This is a genomic window from Nocardiopsis sp. Huas11 (assembly GCF_003634495.1).
Classification (GTDB): Bacteria; Actinomycetota; Actinomycetes; order Streptosporangiales; family Streptosporangiaceae; genus Nocardiopsis.
The window spans coordinates 1,042,662-1,062,308 of record NZ_RBKY01000001.1 but is presented as its reverse complement, the minus strand read 5'-3'; the positions used below and the strand labels follow the sequence as shown (position 1 = coordinate 1,062,308).

General features: G+C 71.0%; 17 protein-coding genes. 12 read left to right on the top strand and 5 right to left on the bottom strand.

Annotated elements, in window-relative coordinates:
- Positions 1-326: 326 nt before the first annotated feature.
- From mtrA to hpf, 5 genes are all read left to right on the top strand, one after another.
- Positions 327-1,004: an MtrAB system response regulator MtrA gene (mtrA, locus tag DFP74_RS04670; RefSeq protein WP_053615570.1), complete on the top strand. Its 678-nt coding sequence runs from the start codon at positions 327-329 to the stop codon at positions 1,002-1,004.
- 16 nt (positions 1,005-1,020) lie between these two features.
- Positions 1,021-2,850, top strand: coding sequence for an MtrAB system histidine kinase MtrB (gene mtrB / locus DFP74_RS04665; RefSeq protein WP_121180575.1), 1,830 nt, complete (start codon positions 1,021-1,023; stop codon positions 2,848-2,850).
- A complete protein-coding gene (locus DFP74_RS04660; protein ID WP_233570802.1) occupies positions 2,847-4,760 on the top strand; it encodes an LpqB family beta-propeller domain-containing protein in 1,914 nt (637 codons plus the stop codon). Before mtrB ends, DFP74_RS04660 begins: the two co-directional genes overlap by 4 nt.
- Positions 4,761-4,847: 87 nt before the next feature.
- Positions 4,848-5,567: a ComF family protein gene (locus DFP74_RS04655; protein ID WP_121180574.1), complete on the top strand. Its 720-nt coding sequence runs from the start codon at positions 4,848-4,850 to the stop codon at positions 5,565-5,567.
- A gap of 803 nt (positions 5,568-6,370) precedes the next feature.
- Entirely contained in the window at positions 6,371-7,045 is a 675-nt protein-coding gene (gene hpf / locus DFP74_RS04650; protein ID WP_121180573.1) for a ribosome hibernation-promoting factor, HPF/YfiA family, read from the top strand.
- A 104-nt stretch (positions 7,046-7,149) separates the two neighbouring features.
- Here hpf and DFP74_RS04645 read toward each other — a convergent pair whose 3' ends face one another.
- Positions 7,150-7,638: a hypothetical protein gene (locus DFP74_RS04645; RefSeq protein ID WP_233570801.1), complete on the bottom strand. Its 489-nt coding sequence runs from the start codon at positions 7,636-7,638 to the stop codon at positions 7,150-7,152.
- A gap of 496 nt (positions 7,639-8,134) precedes the next feature.
- Between DFP74_RS04645 and secA the strand changes: the two genes are divergently transcribed.
- Complete coding sequence (gene secA / locus DFP74_RS04640) at positions 8,135-11,023, top strand: preprotein translocase subunit SecA (protein WP_121180572.1); 2,889 nt, start codon at positions 8,135-8,137, stop codon at positions 11,021-11,023.
- A gap of 86 nt (positions 11,024-11,109) precedes the next feature.
- Here secA and DFP74_RS04635 read toward each other — a convergent pair whose 3' ends face one another.
- From DFP74_RS04635 to DFP74_RS04625, 3 genes are all read right to left on the bottom strand, one after another.
- Positions 11,110-11,706 (bottom strand): DM13 domain-containing protein, encoded by a 597-nt coding sequence (locus DFP74_RS04635; RefSeq protein ID WP_121180571.1) that lies wholly within the window; start codon positions 11,704-11,706, stop codon positions 11,110-11,112.
- 105 nt (positions 11,707-11,811) lie between these two features.
- Complete coding sequence (locus DFP74_RS04630) at positions 11,812-13,332, bottom strand: PTS transporter subunit EIIC (RefSeq protein ID WP_121180570.1); 1,521 nt, start codon at positions 13,330-13,332, stop codon at positions 11,812-11,814.
- 44 nt (positions 13,333-13,376) lie between these two features.
- Positions 13,377-14,114, bottom strand: coding sequence for a GntR family transcriptional regulator (locus DFP74_RS04625; protein ID WP_121180569.1), 738 nt, complete (start codon positions 14,112-14,114; stop codon positions 13,377-13,379).
- A gap of 311 nt (positions 14,115-14,425) precedes the next feature.
- Here DFP74_RS04625 and DFP74_RS04620 point away from each other — a divergent pair, with 311 nt between their 5' ends.
- From DFP74_RS04620 to DFP74_RS04595, 6 genes are all read left to right on the top strand, one after another.
- Positions 14,426-15,469 (top strand): SIS domain-containing protein, encoded by a 1,044-nt coding sequence (locus tag DFP74_RS04620; protein ID WP_121180568.1) that lies wholly within the window; start codon positions 14,426-14,428, stop codon positions 15,467-15,469.
- Positions 15,470-15,603: 134 nt separating this feature from the next.
- Positions 15,604-15,840, top strand: a complete 237-nt coding sequence (locus DFP74_RS04615; RefSeq protein WP_121180567.1) for a glucose PTS transporter subunit EIIB — start codon at positions 15,604-15,606, stop codon at positions 15,838-15,840.
- Between the two features lie 28 nt (positions 15,841-15,868).
- Positions 15,869-16,357, top strand: a complete 489-nt coding sequence (locus DFP74_RS04610) for a PTS glucose transporter subunit IIA (RefSeq protein ID WP_121180566.1) — start codon at positions 15,869-15,871, stop codon at positions 16,355-16,357.
- 104 nt (positions 16,358-16,461) lie between these two features.
- Positions 16,462-18,099 carry a glycoside hydrolase family 3 protein gene (locus DFP74_RS04605; RefSeq protein WP_121180565.1) on the top strand — a complete coding sequence of 546 codons (1,638 nt, stop codon included), beginning with the start codon at positions 16,462-16,464 and terminating at the stop codon, positions 18,097-18,099.
- A gap of 82 nt (positions 18,100-18,181) precedes the next feature.
- The gene (locus tag DFP74_RS04600; protein WP_121180564.1) at positions 18,182-18,829 is read left to right on the top strand and encodes an HAD family phosphatase; all 648 of its coding nucleotides are present in this window, start codon (positions 18,182-18,184) and stop codon (positions 18,827-18,829) included.
- Positions 18,830-18,860: 31 nt separating this feature from the next.
- Positions 18,861-19,292, top strand: coding sequence for a DUF6912 family protein (locus DFP74_RS04595; RefSeq protein ID WP_121180563.1), 432 nt, complete (start codon positions 18,861-18,863; stop codon positions 19,290-19,292).
- Here the strand turns inward: DFP74_RS04595 and DFP74_RS04590 are convergent.
- A complete protein-coding gene (locus tag DFP74_RS04590) occupies positions 19,289-19,645 on the bottom strand; it encodes a co-chaperone YbbN (RefSeq protein ID WP_121180562.1) in 357 nt (118 codons plus the stop codon). The two genes, DFP74_RS04595 and DFP74_RS04590, sit on opposite strands and share 4 nt — an antisense overlap.
- Positions 19,646-19,647: the final 2 nt, after the last annotated feature.

Here is a 19,647-nt window from a genome sequence, read left to right as displayed (position 1 = left end):
GGTTCGCGGTGCACACCGGTACAACCGACGCACTTCATTCCTTTTGTATGCTTTCTGTTACCAAGAGGCCGAATCCATGATCTTGTGGGAACCGTGCGCGGCCAGCGCCGACGCCGCGGTTGGCCGACATCGGCCTCCACACGGCCGAACACCTTCGACCACTCTCCCAACGGCGCCGAAAGGTGGCAAGGTTGGGGGAACGCGTCCGGTTTTCCTGCCGCGGGGAGCAGGCACCGGATCACCAAGACGCTAGTTCCAGGAGAGAGAGGAGTAGGCACCGTGCGGACCGCACGCGTTGCGGTCGCGCCCGCGTGCCGGATACGCCGATGAAGGGACGTGTACTGGTTGTCGACGATGACCTCGCCCTCGCCGAGATGCTGGGCATCGTTCTGCGGGGCGAGGGGTTCGAGCCCTCGTTCGTGCATGACGGCGACAAGGCCCTGGAGGCCTTCCGCGAGACCAAGCCCGACCTGGTGCTCCTGGACCTGATGCTGCCCGGCGCCGACGGTATCGACGTGTGCCGACAGATCCGCGCCGAGTCCGGCGTGCCCGTCGTCATGCTGACCGCCAAGACCGACACCATCGATGTCGTGCTCGGCCTGGAGTCGGGCGCCGACGACTACATCGTCAAGCCGTTCAAGCCCAAGGAGCTCGTCGCACGTGTGCGCGTGCGCCTGCGCCGCACCGAGGAGCCCGCTCCCGAGGTGCTGCAGATCGGCGACATCACCATCGACGTCGCCGGGCACGCCGTGCGCCGCGACGGAGAGCAGATCAGCCTCACACCGCTGGAGTTCGACCTGCTCGTGGCACTGGCGCGCAAGCCGCGCCAGGTGTTCACCCGCGAGGTCCTGCTGGAGCAGGTCTGGGGCTACCGGCACGCCGCCGACACCCGACTGGTCAACGTCCACGTGCAGCGGCTGCGTGCCAAGATCGAGAAGGACCCGGAACACCCCGAGGTCGTCGTGACAGTCCGCGGTGTCGGTTACAAGGCCGGTACCGCCTGATCCACCGTTCAGGTCAATGACAGCAGCCGCACCCGAGGAGGACCGGGGGGCCGCCTCCGATGGGGAGCGGACCGACCCGTCCTCCGGCGCGCTCGGCTCCGGAGCGGATCCGGGCGACCCCGGTTCGGGGCTGACCCGGGCCTACCTCTTCGCGCAGCGCGCCGCCCGGTCCCTGGTCCGCGGTGTGCAGTCCAACTGGCGACGGTCGCTGCACCTGCGGGTCATCTCCACGACCCTGGTGCTGTCCATACTGGTCATCGCCGGCCTGGGGTACGTGCTGATCTCCCAGGTGCGGGGCGGGCTCCTCGACGCCAAGATCGACTCCGCGGTCAACGACCACCGCGCCGGGCTCAACTACGCCCTCGCCGAACTCCAGGAGAACGAGAGCGGGGACCGCGACCGGCTCCTGAACAACATCGCGAGCGAGCTGACCAGCCGCAGCGGTGAGACGGGGCTGTACGGCGTGGTCATCCTGCCGTGGGGGATCGACGAGCGGGGCTGGGCGACCGTCGACGCGGAGAGCGTCGACGAGAGCATCCCCGAACGCCTCATCGACCAGATCCGCCAGTCGGAGGCACCGGACCAGCAGTACCACACCTACACCCGCATCGAGGCGGACGGCTCGGCCGAGCCCGCGCTGGTGGTGGGCGCCGAACTCACGCACGCCTACGAGCTCTACTACATCTTCCCGCTCCAGCACGAGCAGGAGATCCTCGACCTCGTGCAGCGCACCGTCGCCCTGGTCGGGGTCCTGCTGGTCATCCTCCTGGGCCTGATCGCGTTCGTCATCACCCGGCAGGTGGTGAGCCCGGTCCGCTCGGCCGCGCGCTCCGCCGAGCGGCTCGCCGCCGGCGACCTCACCGAGCGCATGACCGTGCAGGGCGAGGACGACCTCGCCCGGCTGGCGGTCTCGTTCAACGACATGGCGGGCAACCTCCAGGAGAAGATCCAGGAGCTGGAGGAGCTGTCCAAGCTCCAGCGCCAGTTCGTCTCCGACGTCTCCCACGAGCTGCGCACCCCGCTGACCACCATCAAGATGGCCAGCGACCTGCTCTACGACGACCGCGACGACCTCGACCCGACCCAGCGCCGCCCGGTGGAGCTGCTGCAGAGCCAGGTGGACCGGTTCGAGGAACTGCTCGCCGACCTGCTGGAGATCAGCCGCCACGACGCGGGCGCGGCGACCCTGGGCATCGACTCGGTGGACGTGCGCGACTCGGTCATGAAGGCGGTGGGCGACGCCGAGCAGATCGCCGAGCGCCGGGGGATCAAGGTCGTCCTGCGCCTGCCCGCGGAGCCGTGCGTGGCCGAGTTCGACGCGCGCCGGATCAACCGGATCCTGCGCAACCTGGTCGTCAACGCCATCGAGCACAGCGAGGGCCGCGACGTCGTGGTGGCGGCCGCGGGGGACCGGGACTCGGTCGCGGTGGCCGTGCGCGACTACGGTGTGGGGCTGAAGGAGGGGGAGGAGCACCTGTGCTTCGACCGCTTCTGGCGGGCCGACCCCGCGCGCGTGCGCACCACCGGCGGCACGGGCCTGGGCCTGTCCATCGCCAAGGAGGACGCACAGCTGCACGGCGGCTGGCTCCAGGCGTGGGGGCAGCCCGGGCAGGGCTCGCAGTTCCGCCTGTCGCTGCCGCGCAAGGCCGGAGCCGAGCTGCGGGGCTCCCCGCTGCCCCTGGTCCCGCCGGAGATCGCCCTGGGGCGCAACTACGCCCTGGGCGACAAGGCGGAGAAGGCCGAGAAGGGTGACAGGACCGGCCGGCCCGACAGGGGCGACCAGGGCGCCAACGGGGGACCGGCGGACGGGAACGGAACCGCCGAGCGACTGGAGGAGGACGCGTGAGCGCACCGACCCGTACGCCGCGCGCCGCGCGCCGCGGCCGTGCCGTGCGCGCCCTCGTGGCCGCGTCCGCGGCCTGCGCCGTGCTGGCGTCCTGCGCGACCGTCCCGATGACCGGCCCGGTCGTTCCCGGCGACGGCGGCGACACCCCCAGCGACCCCTATGGCGGGTACGTGCGCCTGCTGCCGGCCGGCCCCCAGGAGGGCGTCGGACCGGAGGGCCTGGTCGGCGGCTTCCTCAAGGACATGGGCAGCTTCGAGGAGGACCACAAGGCCGCACGGAGCTACATGTTCCCGTCGCTGAGCGAGGAGTGGTCCCCCGACGGCTCGGTGCGCGTCTTCGGCGACCTCGACGCGGTCGGCCTCGACACGGAGGTCGGCGCCGACGGCCTCACCGCCACGGTGCGGATGCGCAGCTCGCTCATGGCCACCATCGACGACGGCGGCAAGTACGTCCAGAGCGACGCGGGCCACCTGTTGGAGGTCCCCTTCGAGCTCGCCCGCGAGGGCGGCGACCCCGAGGGCGAGTGGCGCATCCAGGACATGCCGGACGAACTGATCCTCAGTCAGCTCGACGTGGAGCGCACCCACCGGCCGTTCAACCTCTACTACTTCAACCCGGAGGGCACCGCCCTGGTCCCCGACCCGGTCTACCTCCCGGTGAGCAACGACGAGCTGGCCGAGCGGCTGCTGAACAAGCTCGTCGCGGGTCCCACGGACTGGCTGGCGCCCGCGGTCGACTCGGCCTTCCCCGAGGGCGTGGGGGCCGACGTCGAGATCGACGCGGAGACGGCGATCATCCGGGTCGACGGGGTCGGACAGGTCGACGAGTTCGAGATGGCCGCGCAGATCGCCTGGACGCTGCGCCAGCTGCCGGAGGTGGAGGAGTTCACCCTGGTCGTCAACGGCGACGAGGTGCCCTTCCCCGACTCCGGCGGCGACAGCAACGACCGGCCGCGTCCGGCCAGCGAGTTCTGGTCGAGCGTGAGCCCGAACGCGATCTCCGCGGGGATCCACGCCTACTTCACGCACGACGGGCAGTTGTGGTCGGCGGCCGACTGGGCCTCCGACACCATCGGCGACGCCGAGCGCGTACCCGGCCCGCTGGGTGCGGGCGACGTGCAGCTGGAGAACTTCGCGGTCTCGGTCGACGAGAGCACGATCGCGGGCATCACCGTGGGCGGCGGCGAGGTCGTCACCGCCTTCGCCAGTCCGGGCGCCGAGGTGTCCGAGGTCCTCTCGGACGGGGTGTTCACGTCGCTGTCCTGGGACGTCAACGGCGACCTGTGGGTGACCGAGCAGACGAGCGACCCGGAGGAGGCGGAGGAGGACTCCGCCGACGAGGACGAGCGGGCCGAGGACGAGCCCGTCGACGAGGAGACCCCGACCGACGACGGGCCCGCGCCCGAGCCCGGAACGACCGACCTGTGGCTGCTGCGCGACGGCGACGAGGTGGTGAGCGTGGACCTGTCGGACCTGCGTGACCGGTCGCTGGTGAACTTCCAGATCTCACGCGACGGCACCCGCGCCGCCGTGATCACGGAGGTCGACGGCGAGACGTCGCTCCAGGTGGGGCGCGTGGTCTCGGACAGCGACGGCCGGGTCTCGGTCGGTTCGTTCATCACGCTGGGCCGGGAGCTGGACGAGATCACCGACATCTCCTGGCGCTCGGGCGATCAGCTGGCCGTGCTGGGCAACCGCGAGGGCGGCACCGGACAGGCGTTCCTGGTCTCCCTGGACGGCGGGACCCCGGCGGCGAGCGCGGGCACACCGGTTCCGGGCATGGTCAACATCTCGGGCGCCCCCGGCCAGCCGCTGATCGCCGGTTCCGACGACGGCAACATCTGGATCACCACGGACCGGCTCAACTGGCAGAGCGCGGTCGAGGGGGGCTCGCCCACCTTCCCCGGCTGATCGGGGCCTGTGGGGGACGCGGGGCGGGTCGTCCACAGGCGTTGATCCGGGCTGGCGGGCGGATCCGCCGCCACCGATCCTTGGAACATGTCCAACCGCCTCGCGCAGGCTCTGCGCGCCCTGCTCGCCGCCGTGCTCGATCTCCTGCTCCCGCTCACCTGCGCGGGCTGTGGCGGCCCCTCCGGGCCGCTGTGCGGCGCCTGCCTGGCCCGCCTGGACCGGCGGCCGGTGCGCTGCCGGCCCCGGACGGGGTGCCCGCCGGTCTGGACGGCCGGGCCCTACGCCGGACTGGACCGCCGTGTCCTGCTGGCCTTCAAGGAACACGGGACGGACGACCTCGCCGCGCCGCTCGGCGCACGGGTGGCCGCCGCCTACACCGCCGCAGGGTGGGCCGACCCCGGCACCCTGCTCGTGCCCGTTCCCGGTCGCGGTCCGCCGCGGGGGCCGGTCGTACGGTTGGCGCACGCCTGCGCCGCCGCGGCGGGCGGGGACCCAGCGGGCCGGGTGGCCGAGCTCCTGCGCTACCGCCGCCGGGTGCGTCGCCAGGTGGGTCTGGGCCGGGCCGACCGACGGGCCAACCGGCATGGCATCCTCACCGCCGCCGGACGCTGCGACGGGCGGGCCGGGAGCCGGGCGGTGGTCGTGGACGACGTCCTCACGACCGGGGCCACGATCGCGGAGGCGACTCGTGCGCTGCGGGCCGAGGGGATCGGTGTGGTCGGTGCCGTGGTCCTCGCCGAACGCCTTCCTCCGCCTCTGTCCGCGCAGGGCGAAGAGCGGTCACCAAGGTTTTACGAACCCTCGTGAACAGGGGAAAAGGCCGTGTTCATGGGGGTTTGCGGCGGTTGTCAGGGGGTTGCGGGGGTGATCGCCACCTGACAGACGCGCCAGGACAGGTTACGGTCCAGGTATGGCACCCGTCCGGGTCCGTGGTTGCGCCGGAGTTTCATCGCCCCTGGGGATACCGGGGAGCGACTTCGGCAAGCCGATGCCAGGCGCAGGCGAAACGGCCCACGTAAGGCGACTTTTCGTCGACCGATCACGGTGCGCCTTAGAGGTAAGCCCTGCCCCGCGGAGGGTCCCGATGTCCCTCATGACAGGGAGAAGAGCGGTAGTCGCGTACAAGAGCGGCGAAACTCTCAGCAGGCGGATGTGGGGACGAAGACCAGGTCGGCCGGACGGGTGGCATGCCATCGCTGGGGGACCCGCCGTCACAGGCGGGTCCCACGGGGCGGTGCCCGGCGTGCTCCAGGGCCACGGTCCCCCCTCGGCGCCCGACCCGTACGCGTCCCCGTCGTGTCTCTTCAATCCCCCCGCCGTCGAACCGATCGGTCAGTGGCGCTCCACGGCCGGGTGGCGATTCGTCCCGTCGGCGGCACAAGTCCTTCCTCCCGTCGGGGAGGGCCTCACGAATCGCGCTGGTGGTGCGCGTGAGGACCCTGCCTCTGATGGGTATACGCACATCCAAGCGAGTCGCGGGCCGGGCCGGACCGGACCGCGGACGGAAGGGGGCTAGCGCGCGAGAAACTCCTTCCGTCCCCCATGGCGGGAGGGATGCAGAACCAGCCTGGCCGTCGCCTTCACGGCGGCCACGCGATGAAGGGGGTCCTATGGACATCATCGTCAAGGGTCGACGCACCGGTGTGAATGAGAAGTTCCGACAGCACGTCGAGAACAAGCTCGAGAGGCTCTCCAAGTGGGAGAAGAAGGGCATGACCATCGATGTGGAGGTGTCCTCGGAGCGCAACCCCAAGCTCGCCGACGTTCGCGAGCGGGTTGAACTGACCATCCACTCCAACGGGCCGGTCATCCGGAGTGAGGCGGCCGCCTCGGACCGGCACGGCGCCCTCGACCTGGCGATCGACAAGATCGAGGCCCGGCTTCGCAAGTCCGCGGACCGGCGCAAGGTCCACCGCGGCAACCGGACACCCGTCTCCGTCGCCGCGGCCACCGCGAGCCTCCCCGGAGAACTGCCCTCGACCGCCACGCCCACCGCGACCCCGGCGCCCCCCACGCAGCGGGCCGCGGAGGACGAGATCGACGGCGCCGAGGTGGACGGACGCTTTTCCGACGAGTTCGTCGAGCTGGACACCCAGGGAGACGTGCCCGTCATCGTGCGGGAGAAGTTCCACCGTGCCAAGCCGATGAGCATCGACCAGGCGCTGATGGAGATGGAACTCGTCGGACACGACTTCTACCTCTTCCACGACGAAGTGAAGGACGCCCCGAGCGTGGTCTACCGCCGAAAGGGCTTCAACTACGGAGTCCTGCGACTCGTGGACTGAGACCGGCGGGGGACCGCCCCCCGACAGCCACACGCGAAGGCCGCGCCCGCCGGGATCCCGGAGGGCGCGGCCCTGTTGTGTCAGGTGTTGCCTGGTGTCAGGTGTTACGGCAGTTCCTTCTTGATCCGGTGGAGCGGAGTGTCGTGTCGCTCCTCGTCCTCCACACGGGGCGGGTCGAGCACCACGTCGCTCAGGATGTCGAACGCGATGGCGACCACCGCGGCCGCGATGAGCAGCACGGCGGCGACCACCCCGAGAACGACCTGACCGCCCATGACGACGGCCAGCCCGCCCGTGACGAACCCGGCGAAGGCCAGCGCGACCATGATCCACGACGGAGCGCGCCCGCGGTGGGAGCTGCTCGGGGCCAGACTGCCGCCCTGGCGCTGGAATCCGCGGATACGGCCGTACTTGGCCTCATCGTCCGGTACCTGCCGTTCCCAGGCCTGTCCCGGGTCGCCCTGTTCCATCGAGGACTGGGGCGTGCGGTGTACTCGTTCGACCACGTGCTCGATGGCCTCCAACGGGGTACGTGGCGCACCGTTGCGCGCCGACACCTCGGTGGATCGCTCGCGATTCAGGCTCGTTCGCATGGTGATCCCTCCCGGGAACACGTCACGTACGTTGTCGCGACGGCCGGTCACCGTCGTGACCTCTCCGGGGCGGTGGCGGGGCCCTCCGGCGGATCGCCGGGTACCCGCAGGCCAGACGCCCCTAGGAGGAAACTACCCACTGCCGCCCGGGTTGCTCGCCCCGATGGGCAAATATCCCGAGGCCGGTCCCCGAGACCCCGCGGTCAAGGGTGGTAGCGCTGCCCTCGCGAAGCGCACGTCAGCGCGATGGCGGGTGGCGGGCGGGAACATCCGACACCACCCCGGTCGTTCACCAGGTGGCGCGTGCCGTCAGTGACCAGGCGAGAGGGCCCACCCGCGTGAGGGGTAGGCTCGCGGCTCGGTTCCTCTAGGATGTAGGCCCGAGGGCCCAGGAACCCCCGCCGTCCTTCACGGCCACGGGAAGCGGTCCGCGGGCCTAGATCTGAACTCCACGTGCGTGTGGAGCCAACCGCGATCTGCGAGGAGCGCATAGGAAGTGCCAGGCATACTCAACAGGCTCCTGCGCGCGGGTGAAGGAAAGATCCTGCGCCGGCTCACCAAGCTGAAGGACCAGGTCAACTCCCTCGAGGACGACTACCTGGAGCTCACCGACGACGAACTGCGGCAGCTCACCCAGGAGTACAAGGACCGTTACCAGGACGGCGAGTCCCTGGACGACCTGCTTCCGGAGGCCTTCGCGACCGTTCGTGAGGCGGCCCGCCGCACCCTGGGCCAGCCCCACTTCGACGTCCAGATCATGGGCGGCGCCGCGCTGCACCTCGGCAACATCGCCGAGATGAAGACCGGTGAGGGCAAGACCCAGACCGGTGCGCTCGCCGTGTACCTCAACGCCCTGGCGGGCAAGGGCGCCCACGTCGTCACCACCAACGACTACCTGGCCCGCCGCGACGCCCAGAACATGGGCCGCATCTACCACTTCCTCGGTCTCGAGGTCGGTGTCCTGAGCCCGGGCATGCCCGCCGCCGAACGGCGCAAGGCGTACCAGGCCGACATCACCTACGGAACCAACAACGAGTTCGGCTTCGACTACCTGCGCGACAACATGGCGCTCTCTCTCGACGCCACGGTGCAGCGCGAGCACTACTTCGCCCTGGTCGACGAGGTCGACTCCATCCTCATCGACGAGGCCCGCACCCCGCTCCTCATCAGCGGCCCCTCCGAGCAGAACTCGCGGTGGTACGCCGAGTTCGCCAAGATCGCCCCGCGGCTCAAGCGCGGCCGGGACACCCCTCCCGAGCCCGGCGAGGACCCGGACGTCGTCAAGGGCGACTACGAGGTCGACGAGAAGAAGCGCACCGTCGGCATCACCGAGGCCGGCGTGGCCAAGGTCGAGGACTGGCTGGGCATCGACAACCTCTACGAGGCCGTCAACACCCCGCTGATCAGCTTCCTCAACAACGCGCTCAAGGCCAAGGAGCTCTACCGCAAGGACAAGGAGTACATCGTCAAGGACGGTGAGGTCCTCATCGTCGACGAGTTCACCGGTCGCGTCCTTCCGGGCCGCCGCTACAACGAGGGCATGCACCAGGCCATCGAGGCCAAGGAGCGCGTCAAGATCAAGGACGAGAACCAGACTCTCGCCAAGGTCACCCTCCAGAACTACTTCCGCCTCTACGAGAAGCTCGCCGGCATGACCGGTACAGCCCAGACCGAGGCGGCGGAGTTCCACCAGACCTACAACGTCGGTGTGGTCCCCGTGCCCACCAACAAGCCGATGATCCGTGAGGACGTCAAGGACGTCGTCTACAAGAGCGAGGACGCCAAGTTCCAGGCGGTCGCCGAGGACATCGCGGAGCGCCACGAGGTGGGACAGCCCGTCCTGGTCGGTACGACCAGCGTCGAGAAGTCCGAGCGGCTCTCCAACATGCTCAAGCGCGAGGGCGTCCCGCACGAGGTCCTCAACGCCAAGAACCACGCCCGTGAGGCGTCGATCATCGCCCGCGCGGGCAAGCTCGGCTCGGTCACGGTGGCCACCAACATGGCCGGTCGCGGTACCGACATCATGCTGGGCGGCAACCCGGACTTCCTCGCCGACGAGGAGCTCCAGGCGCGCGGTCTGAGCCCGCTGGAGACTCCCGAGGAGTACGAGGCGGCCTGGCCCGAGGCCCTGGAGAAGGCCAAGGCCGAGTTCGAGGAGGAGCACGAGAAGGTCGTCGACGCGGGCGGCCTCTACGTGCTCGGCACCGAGCGCCACGAGTCCCGTCGCATCGACAACCAGCTGCGCGGCCGCTCCGGCCGTCAGGGCGACCCGGGCATCTCCCGGTTCTACCTCTCGCTCCAGGACGATCTGCTGCGCCTGTTCAACAGCAGCCGTCTGGAGGTGTTCATGAACCAGATGAACATCCCCGACGACCAGCCGATCGAGTCCGGGATGGTCAGCAAGGCCATCGCCTCCGCCCAGGGCCAGGTCGAGACGCAGAACTTCGAGATCCGCAAGAACGTCCTCAAGTACGACGAGGTGCTCAACCGCCAGCGGCTGGTCATCTACGCCGAGCGCCGCAAGGTGCTGGAGGGCGAGGACCTGCGCGACCAGGTGGTCAGCATGCTGGAGGAGGTGCTCCGCGGCTACGTCACCGAGGAGACCGCCGAGGGCGACCCCTCCGACTGGGACCTCGACAAGCTCTGGACGGCGTTCAAGCAGGTCTACCCGATCAGCTTCACCGTCGACGAGTTCATCGACGAGAACGGCGGCCTGGAGGCGATCACCGGCCGGCTGCTCGCCGACCGCGTCGTCGAGGACGCCATCCAGGCCTACGCCGCACGTGAGTCCGAGCTGGGCGAGGAGACGATGCGCGAGGTCGAGCGCAAGGTCATCCTCCAGGTGATGGACCGCAAGTGGCGTGAGCACCTCTACGAGATGGACTACCTCCAGGAGGGCATCGGGCTGCGCGCCATGGCGCAGCGCAACCCGCTGATCGAGTTCCAGCGCGAGGGCTTCGACATGTTCCAGCAGATGCTGGAGGCCATCAAGGAGGAGTCGGTCGGCTACCTCTTCAACGTCGAGGTGCGCGTGCCCAAGAAGGCCGAGCCCACCCTGACCGCCGCGTCCGCCGCGCAGGCCGCGTCCGCGGTCGGCGGGGAGACCGGTTCCACGGCCGTCGCGACCGCGGTGGACGAGGACGGGGAGGCCACCGAGGCCGAGGCGCCCGAGGAGGAGGCCGCGAGTCCGGAGGACGTGGTGGTCCCCGGATTCGGTGCCAACCAGCCGACCCGGCTGCAGTACTCCGCGCCGAGCGAGGACGGCTCCGTCGAGCGCCACAGCGAGACGACCGACGAGTACGCGGGGACGGCGCGCAACGCGCCCTGCCCGTGCGGCTCCGGCAAGAAGTACAAGAAGTGCCACGGTGACCCGGCCGCCAAGTAACCGGCACCGGCAGCGGTACTGACACGAAGGGGCGGCCCGTGCACGGGCCGCCCCTTCGTTCGTTCCCCGCCGCGCGGGTGCGCCGGCTACAGCTCGACCGGCGCGGAGCCGAAGGCCACCGAGAAGCGTTCGCACCAGACGACCACGCTCGTCATCCCGTCGAGGTCGGCGTCCGCGGGGATCTCGTAGTTGGCGTCCCCCTCGGTGCCCTTGAGCTCTCCCAGGGCGACGTGGCGGCCGTCGCCGTACTTGTACCAGTCGCCGCCCGCCTCCTGGTCGGTGATCCACACGTGCAGGTCGGGGCCGTCGCTCGTGGCCAGGTCCGCCAACCGCACGTGGCGCGTGCCGTCGGGCAGCTCCAACACCGTGGCGGTGCCCGACGTCTCGTGCTCCTGCGTGATGAAGTCGCCCTCGCCCAGGACCGCGGGCTCCGCGTCCGACTCCGCCTCGGCCCCGTCCTCGCCGGACACCGCAGAGCCGTCGGCGTCGTCGCCCGCCCCGGGGTCCTCCTCCGACGCGGCGACCGCGGTCGGCGGGGCCTCGTCCACGGTCCGCGTGGTGAACATCCGCCAGGGCTGGAAGGCCCACAGACCCGCCGCCACCAGGGCCAGGGCGAGTCCGGCCACCGGCCAGAGCACCAGTGGTCGGCGCAGGAGCGGACGCTTCTCGGTACCCGCGTTCATCGTGTGCCTCTCTCGTGGAAGGATCCCTCGCTCCGGCATTCGGAGCCGGGGCCGCTCGGGCGACCCCGGCACGCGGTCGGATCCGCCACGGTGCGGCGGCGGGGCTCAGCCGGAGCCGTCGGTCCTGCCCTCGGACGATCCCGGTTCAGGCGGCTCCAGCGAGCCGTCGACCCTGGTCCCGGGCTTGTCCTCGGCCGCGCTGGGCACCGTGTGCGCGGCCGTGTTCTCCTCCGGATCCAGCTCCCGGCCCGGGGTCGGCAGGTTGAACCGGGTGATGAGGACGTAGAAGATTACGAAGTAGAGCCCGAAGTAGACCAGGCCCAACAACAGGATCAACCCCAGCCCCGAGGTGTTGTCCTTCGTGGCGTTCAGCAGCATGTCGATCAGGCCGGCCGAGAAGCCGAAGCCCAGCTGGGCGTCGAGCGCGTTGAGGATCGCCATGGACAGACCGGTCAGCACCACGTGCACGGCGAAGAGCGCGGGCGCCACGAAGATGAACGCGAACTCCACCGGCTCGGTGATACCCGTGGCGAACGCCGTCAGCGCCGCCGGGATCATGATCGAACCGATCTGCGCGCGCCGCGCCTTGGGCGCCGCCAGCCACATCGCCAGCGCCGCGCCCGGCAGGCCGAACATCAGCACGGGGAAGAACCCGGACAGGAACGTCCCCGCCGAGGGGTCGCCCGCCAGGTAGCGGGTGATCTCGCCGTTGGTCACGTTCCCGGCGTCGTCGGTGTAGGAGCCGGAGACGAACCAGATGAACGAGTTCACCACGTGGTGCAGGCCCAACGGGAGCAGGATCCGGTTGACCACTCCGTACAGGCCCGCGCCCAGAGCTCCGGCGCCGATGATGCCCTCCCCCAGGTCCTGGATCCAGGAGCCCACGACCGGCCACAGCAGGCCCAGGGCGACACCGATCAGCAGGCCGGCCAGTGCCGTGACGATCGGGACGAACCGGCGACCGCCGAAGAAGCCCAGCCAGGTCGGCAGCTTGATGCGGTGGTAGCGCTGCCACAGCAGGGCGGCGACCAGACCCATCGCGATGCCGCCGAGCACGTCGGTGGGGTTCTTCACCGCGTGGTTGATGACCGCGCCGACCGCCTCGACCGACCCCGGGTCCGTCATCGGTTCACGCGTGAGCGGATCGACCGGCAGCGGGTAGGTCACGAGTTGTGACCCCAGGGCGCCCGTGGGGCCGTTGAAGGTGACCATCGTCCACGTGGCCACCCGGTCGAACACCAGGTAGCCGACGACCGCGGCCAGGGCGGTGGACCCGTCGGCCCGCTTGGCGAAGCCGATCGCCACACCTACCGCGAACAGCAGGGGCAGCGCCTGGAAGATCGCGTCGCCCGCGGAGCCCACGGCCCCGGCGACGGGCTCCATCCAGCCCATGCCCGACATCCCGGCCAGGCCGTCGGCGCCCAGCAGGTCGGGCTGGCCCAGGCGGAGCAGGATCGCGGCGGCCGGGAGCACCGCGATGGGCATCATGAGGCTGCGGCCCAGGCGCTGCAGGACGGCCAGCGTGGACGAGGGGCGCTTGGCCGCCTTGGCGGCCTTCGCGGGGGTGTCGGTGCTTCCGCCACCGGGTTCGGGTGCTGAGGGTGTGGAGCCGTGGTCCGTACTCATGGGGGGTCCTCCCTGGGAGGCGCGCCTGGTGGGCGCGGGGGTGATCAGTCGCCGTGCCGCCGCGGGTCCAAACGGGAGTGGAGCTGGTAGCGGTCGGCACGGTAGGTGGACAGTGCCAGTTCCACGCACTGCCCCTTGGAGAAGCTGCGGCGCTGCATGATCAGCACCGGGCTTCCAGCGGGCAGACCGAGGAGCCGGGAGTCCGCGGAGTCGCAGATCCCGGCCTCGATCGTCTGTTCTCCGGAGTCCAGGAGGATGTCGAACTCGTTCTCGAGCACCTCGTAGAGGGAGCGCTCGGCGAGGTCGAAGTCCTCCAGGCCCGGAACCATGGCGGCGGGGATGTTGGACCGCTCCACCGCCATCGGTTCGTCGTCGGCGGTCCGCATCCGCTCGATGTGGTGCACCAGGGTGCCCGGACCGATGTCGAGCATGCGCGCCGTGTGCCCGCTGGCGGGTATGACCTGGCGGATCAGCTCGCGCGCGCCGGGCTCGTAGCCGCGGGCGCGCATGTCCTCGCTGAAGGAGGCCAGGACCAGCGACATCTCGATCTTGGGCCGCGCGATGAAGGTCCCCTTGCCCGGCACGCGGTAGAGCCGCCCCTCCGAGACCATCAGGTCGATCGTTTGCCGGACCGTCATGCGGGACAGGCCGTAGGTGGTGCTGAGCTCGCGCTCGGAGGGGATCATGTCGTCCACGCCCAGGCCGCTCTCGGTGATCCAGTCCAGCAGCAGGTCACGGAGTTGGCTGTACTTCGGGAGCGGGTTGGTCGGGTCGATCGACATGGGTCGGACTGGCCTTCTCGGTCGTCGGGAGGATCGGGCGTTCGACCCTAGGGCATGTTCCGCGGAGACTCACCCCGCCGGGGCCCCGCCTCGGTGGTCGCTCCGTCGTCGGCTCCGGTGGCCTCCCGATCTGACTGGTATAGTCCGGACTAGACCATAGCTCCGCCCGCGTGTCAATACGCCTGACAGCAGGCGGTTCGCACCAGAACCGGGGCAGGTCGGACCGTGTCCGGCCCGCCTCGGGGCAGCGGCCGACGCGGCCCCCCGGCTCCGGCCCGGACCGCCCGCCACACACCAGGGGAAGGTTCTCCATGACGTCCACGACGAGCGTGATGCGCTCCGAGATCGCCGAGCAGCCCGAGGCGCTGCGCCGTACGTTCGCCGAACTGCTGCCGCTGCGCCCGGAGATCGAGGCCCTGGGCCGGCGCACCCGGCACGTCCTGTTCATCGCGCGCGGCTCCTCCGACAACGCGGCGGTCTACGGCAGCTACCTGCTGCAGGCGCACACCGGCCGCCTGGCCACGCTGGGCTCGCCCTCCATCGCCACCACCTACGGCGCGAAGATCGACCTGTCCGACGTCCTGGCCGTGGCCATCTCCCAGTCCGGCAAGACCGAGGAGATCGTCGAGACCATGCGCTGGGCCGCCGACTGCGGCGCCCGCACCGTCGGCGTGACCAACGGCGCCGGCTCCCCGCTGGCCGCCGAGGCCGACGTCGCGCTGGTCACCCGGGCCGGCGACGAGCTCGCCGTGCCCGCCACCAAGACCTACAACACCCAGCTCGCGGCGCTGGCGGTCCTGGCCCTGGGCCTGGGCGCGGACCTGGACGCGGGCGAGCTGGAGCGCGTGCCCGACGGCATCGAGGAGACCCTCGCCGCGCCCACCGGCGCCCTGGAGGAGATCGTCGAGCGGATGGTCGCCGTCCAGGGCGCGGTGATCTCCGGCCGCGGCATGGCCTTCTCCACCGCGCTGGAGGCCGCGCTCAAGCTCAAGGAGGCCTGCTACCTGCACGCGATGGGCCTGTCCTACGCCGACCTGCTGCACGGCCCCATCGCCGTCGTCGACCCGCGCACCCCGGCGCTGCTGGTGGCCGCGCCCTCCGGGCCGACCCTGCAGGGGACCGTCGCGCTGGCCGAGCGCGCCCGCTCCGCCGGGGCCCCGGTCTTCGGCTTCGGCGGGGGTCCGGCGCTGGCCGCGGTGAGCGACCTGGCCGTGCCCGTGCCGGACGTGCCCGAGTGGGTCTCACCGATGAACCTCATCGTGCCCGCGCAGCTGCTCACCGAGCGACTCGCCCGGCGCCTGGGCTACAACCCGGACGTGCCCCGAGGGCTCAACAAGGTCACGCAGACCTCCTGACGCGGGATCCCGTCCGGCGACCGAGTACCCCCCGCGTACTCAGCGCGGTCGCGCGGACCCTGGTGTGTGGGGTGGGTCACCCTTAGGCTCATCCCGGGGGAACTCCCGTTCCCATGGCAGAGCACGGAGGACAGATGGCGGACAAGGCAGCGGCGATCGTCGCCGGGTTGGGCGGCCCGGCCAACATCGAGGACATCGAGGCGTGCATCACCCGGTTGCGCACCGAGGTGGCCGACCCCGGTCTGGTGAAGGAGGGCGACCTGCGCGCGGCGGGCGCCCACGGGGTCCTGATGTCGGGCAACGTCGTGCAGGTCGTGGTGGGTCCCGAGGCGGACACGCTCACCGACGACATCAAGGACCTGCTTGATTAACTCTCCCTGAGAGGGAAGGTGTTCTCCCATGTCAGACGTTACGGACGCACTCGGCGTCCTCGCCCCCGTAGCCGGGACCGCGCTCTCCCTCTCGACCGTGCCCGATCCCGTGTTCTCGGAGGGGATGGTCGGCCCCGGCGTCGCCGTCCACCCGGAGCCGGGGCAGGAGGGCGGGCAGGAGGGGACGCAGTCGGCGGTCGCGCCCATCACCGGGGACCTGGTCAAACTCCACCCCCACGCGTTCGTGGTGATGGCGCCCGACCAGCGCCGCGGTGTGCTGGTGCACCTGGGCATCGACACCGTGGAACTCGCGGGGGAGGGGTTCACCCTCCTGGTCGAGGAAGGCGCCAGGGTCGAGGCCGGCACCCCGGTGATCCGCTGGTCACCGGGCCTGGTCGCGGCCCAGGGCAAGCCGTCGGTCGTGCCGGTGGTGGCCCTGGACGCCGTTGAGGGGACGGTCCACGACCTCGCCGACGGAGCCGTCCGCACGGGCGACTCCCTCTTCATCTGGGACTGACGAGACCAGGAAGACCCGGCGCGCGGGCGACCGTGCGCCGGGACGCCCCTTCGAGGCGGTATTCTCCGGCCGCGACCCGCTGACCACCGGAGATGACATCCGCCATGAGACCGCTCCTACCGCGCGCCCTCGCCACGGCCTGTGCGGCCCTCGCCCTGATCGCCGGCGCGTGCACCACCGAGGAGGTGGACCCCTCGCCGCAGGAGGAAGAACCGTCCCCGAGCGCCGAGCCCTTCGAGCCGGTGCTCGCGCCCGAGCTGCTCGCCGGCATGGACCTGGACGACAAGATCGGCCAGCTCCTGGTGCTGACCGCGCAGGGGACCACCGCGGCGGAGAACGCCGCGCAGATCGAGGCCCACCGGCCCGGGGGCGTCATCTACTTCGACGCCAACCTGACCGACGCCGAGCAGATCGCCGGGATGTCCGCCGGCGTCCAGGCCACGGCCGCCGAGCAGGGGCAGGGCGTCCCGCTGTTCGTGGGTGTGGACCAGGAGCACGGCAAGGTGTCGCGGCTGCCGGTGGGCACCCGCTTCCCGGACGCGATGGCGGTCGGCGCGACCCGCGACACGGCCATGGCCGAACTGCTGGCGGGGACCACCGCGACGGAACTGACCGCGCTCGGGATCAACCTGGACTACGCCCCGGTGGCCGACGTCAACACCGACCCGAACAACCCCGTGATCGGGATCCGCTCGTTCGGCTCCGACCCCGACCTGGTGGCGGAGATGGCGGTGGCCGAGTCCTCGGCCTTCGCCGAGGGCGGCGTGGTCTCCGTCGTCAAGCACTTCCCGGGCCACGGGGACACCGACGTGGACAGCCACACCGGCCTGCCCGTCATCGACCTGCCGCGCGACCGCTGGGAGCAGGAGCACCTGCCGCCGTTCCGCGCCGCCGTCGAGGCCGACGTCGACGCGATCATGACCGCGCACGTGCTCATGCCGGGCCTGGACAGCAGTGACGACCCCGACCCGGCCACGCTCTCGCCGTCGATCATCGACGGCATCCTGCGCGAGGAGCTCGGCTACGACGGCGTCGTCACCACCGACGCCCTCAACATGGAGGGCGTGCGCCAGCGCTACGACGACGGCGAGGTCGCGGTCAGGGCCGTCGAGGCCGGCGTGGACCAGCTCCTGATGCCACCGGACCCGGCCGCCGCCGTGGCCGCGCTGCGCGCCGCCGTGGAGGAGGGCCGGATCACCGAGGAGCGCGTCGACGAGTCGGTGCTGCGGGTGCTCGCCCTGAAGGAGAAGCGCGGGATCCTGGAGGCGGAACCGGTGGACCCGGCCGCCGCGGCCGGGGCCATGGGCCATGAGGAGGCGGCGCGCACCGTCGCCGACGCCTCGGTGACGCTGCTGCGCAACGAGGACGGTCTGCTGCCGCTGCGGGACACGCCCGTGCGGGTCGAGGGCGCCGGCGCGGAGACGATCGCCGCCGCGCTCACCGAGGCCGGCGTCACGGTCGACGCGGCCGCCGCGACCCTGGTCGTGGGCACCGACGGGGCCACACAGGAGCAGCGCGCCCTGGTGGAGTCGGCGCAGGGCCCGGTCATCGTCGTGGCCCAGGGGGGTCCCTACGACCTGGCGGCCTTCCCCGACGTGGACGCCTTCCTGGCCGTGTACTCGTCCGTGGACGTCTCCCGCGCCGCCGCGGCCCGGGTCATCGCCGGAGAGGTCGATCCCACCGGAACGCTCCCCGTGGACGTCCCGGACGTCGCGTCCGCGGGCGACGGCCTCTCCTTCTGAGCTCTTCGTCCGCCTTCGCCGGGATTGAATCGGGCGGGGAACGGGAAGAACCGTTCCCCGCCCGAACAGAAGGAGGGATCGGATGGACAGCACCCGCCGAGGGGTCATCTCCGACTGGGGCGGCGTCCTCACGCCGCCCCTGCTCGACGGAATCCTGGCCTGGCTGCGCGCCGACCGGATCGACGTCGACCACTACCAGGAGGTGATGCGGCCCTACTTCGACGGCAGTCTCAACGGCGACAACCCGGTCCACGCACTGGAGAGGGGCGAGATCGCCGTCGCGCAGTTCGAGCGGGACCTGGCGGGCCTGCTGCGCTCCACCCACGGCGGACCGGTCGTGGCCGAAGGGCTCATCCACCGGATGTTCGCCGAGTTCGAGCCCGTGCACGCCATGTACGAACTCCTGCGCCGGTCCAGGCGGGGCGGCGCGGCCACCGCGCTGCTGTCCAACTCCTGGGGCAACGGCTACCCGCACGAGCACTTCGAGACCACCTTCGACACCGTGGTGATCTCCGGTGAGGTGGGGATGCGCAAGCCCGAGGAGCGCATCTACCTCCACACGTGCCAACGCCTGGGCCTGGCCCCCGAGGACTGCGTGTTCATCGACGACCTGGAGCACAACGTCCGCACCGCCGAGGCACTCGGGATGACGGGCATCGTGCACACCGACACCGAGTCCACGCGGCGGGAGCTGGAACGCTTCCTCTCCTCGGCGGTGGCACACTCATAGGGTTCGGTCCACGCACCTGAGAGCGGCGCGCATGTACGTCTTCCTGCCCAGCACCCTCCCCGCCCTCGCCGGCGTCCTCGACACCGGGAGGGCGGACGGCACCACCGCCTTCGCCGCCGACCCCGGACCCGACGGGGACACCGAGGAGGCCGAGTACGACGCCATGTACGCCGCCGCCGAGGCGTCCCTGGAGCTGCTGGCGGCCGACCCGGACGCGCCCCGGCGCCGCGTGGTCCTGGCCGCGGAGATGCCCGACCACCTCGTCGAGCGCCGCGGTGGCGCGGGACCGAACGTGGTCAGGGTCAGCGTGGGCGAGCCCGTCCCCTACAAGAAGCTGGCGTCGGCGCACGTGGACGACGAGGCGGCGGCCGACGACATCGCCGCGGGCGAGGCCGAGGACCACGAACTGCTGTGGTTCGCGGTCCAGGAGCTGCGCCACCTCGTCGGCGACATCGACGCCTAGGCGCTCGGGCCCGCGGGCGCGGGCCCGGGGACGTGCCCGGCCAGGAACGGCTCCACCTCTTGGAGGACGCGGCGCTTGGGACGCGCGCCCACCCACTGCCGCACGGGCTCGCCCCCGTGGAACAGCAGGAAGGTGGGAGTGCCCATCACCTGGTAGCGGCGGGTCGTCCCGGGGTTGGCGGGCACGTCGACCTGCACGATCCGCAACCGGCCGCGCAGGTCGTCGGCGAGCGACCTGAGCACCGGTTCCATCTGGCGGCATGGCGGGCACGAGTCCGAGGTGAACTCCACCAGGACCGGCAGGTCCGAGCGCAGAACGTCCTCGTCGAAACCGGCGTCCGTGGTCTGCTGCATGG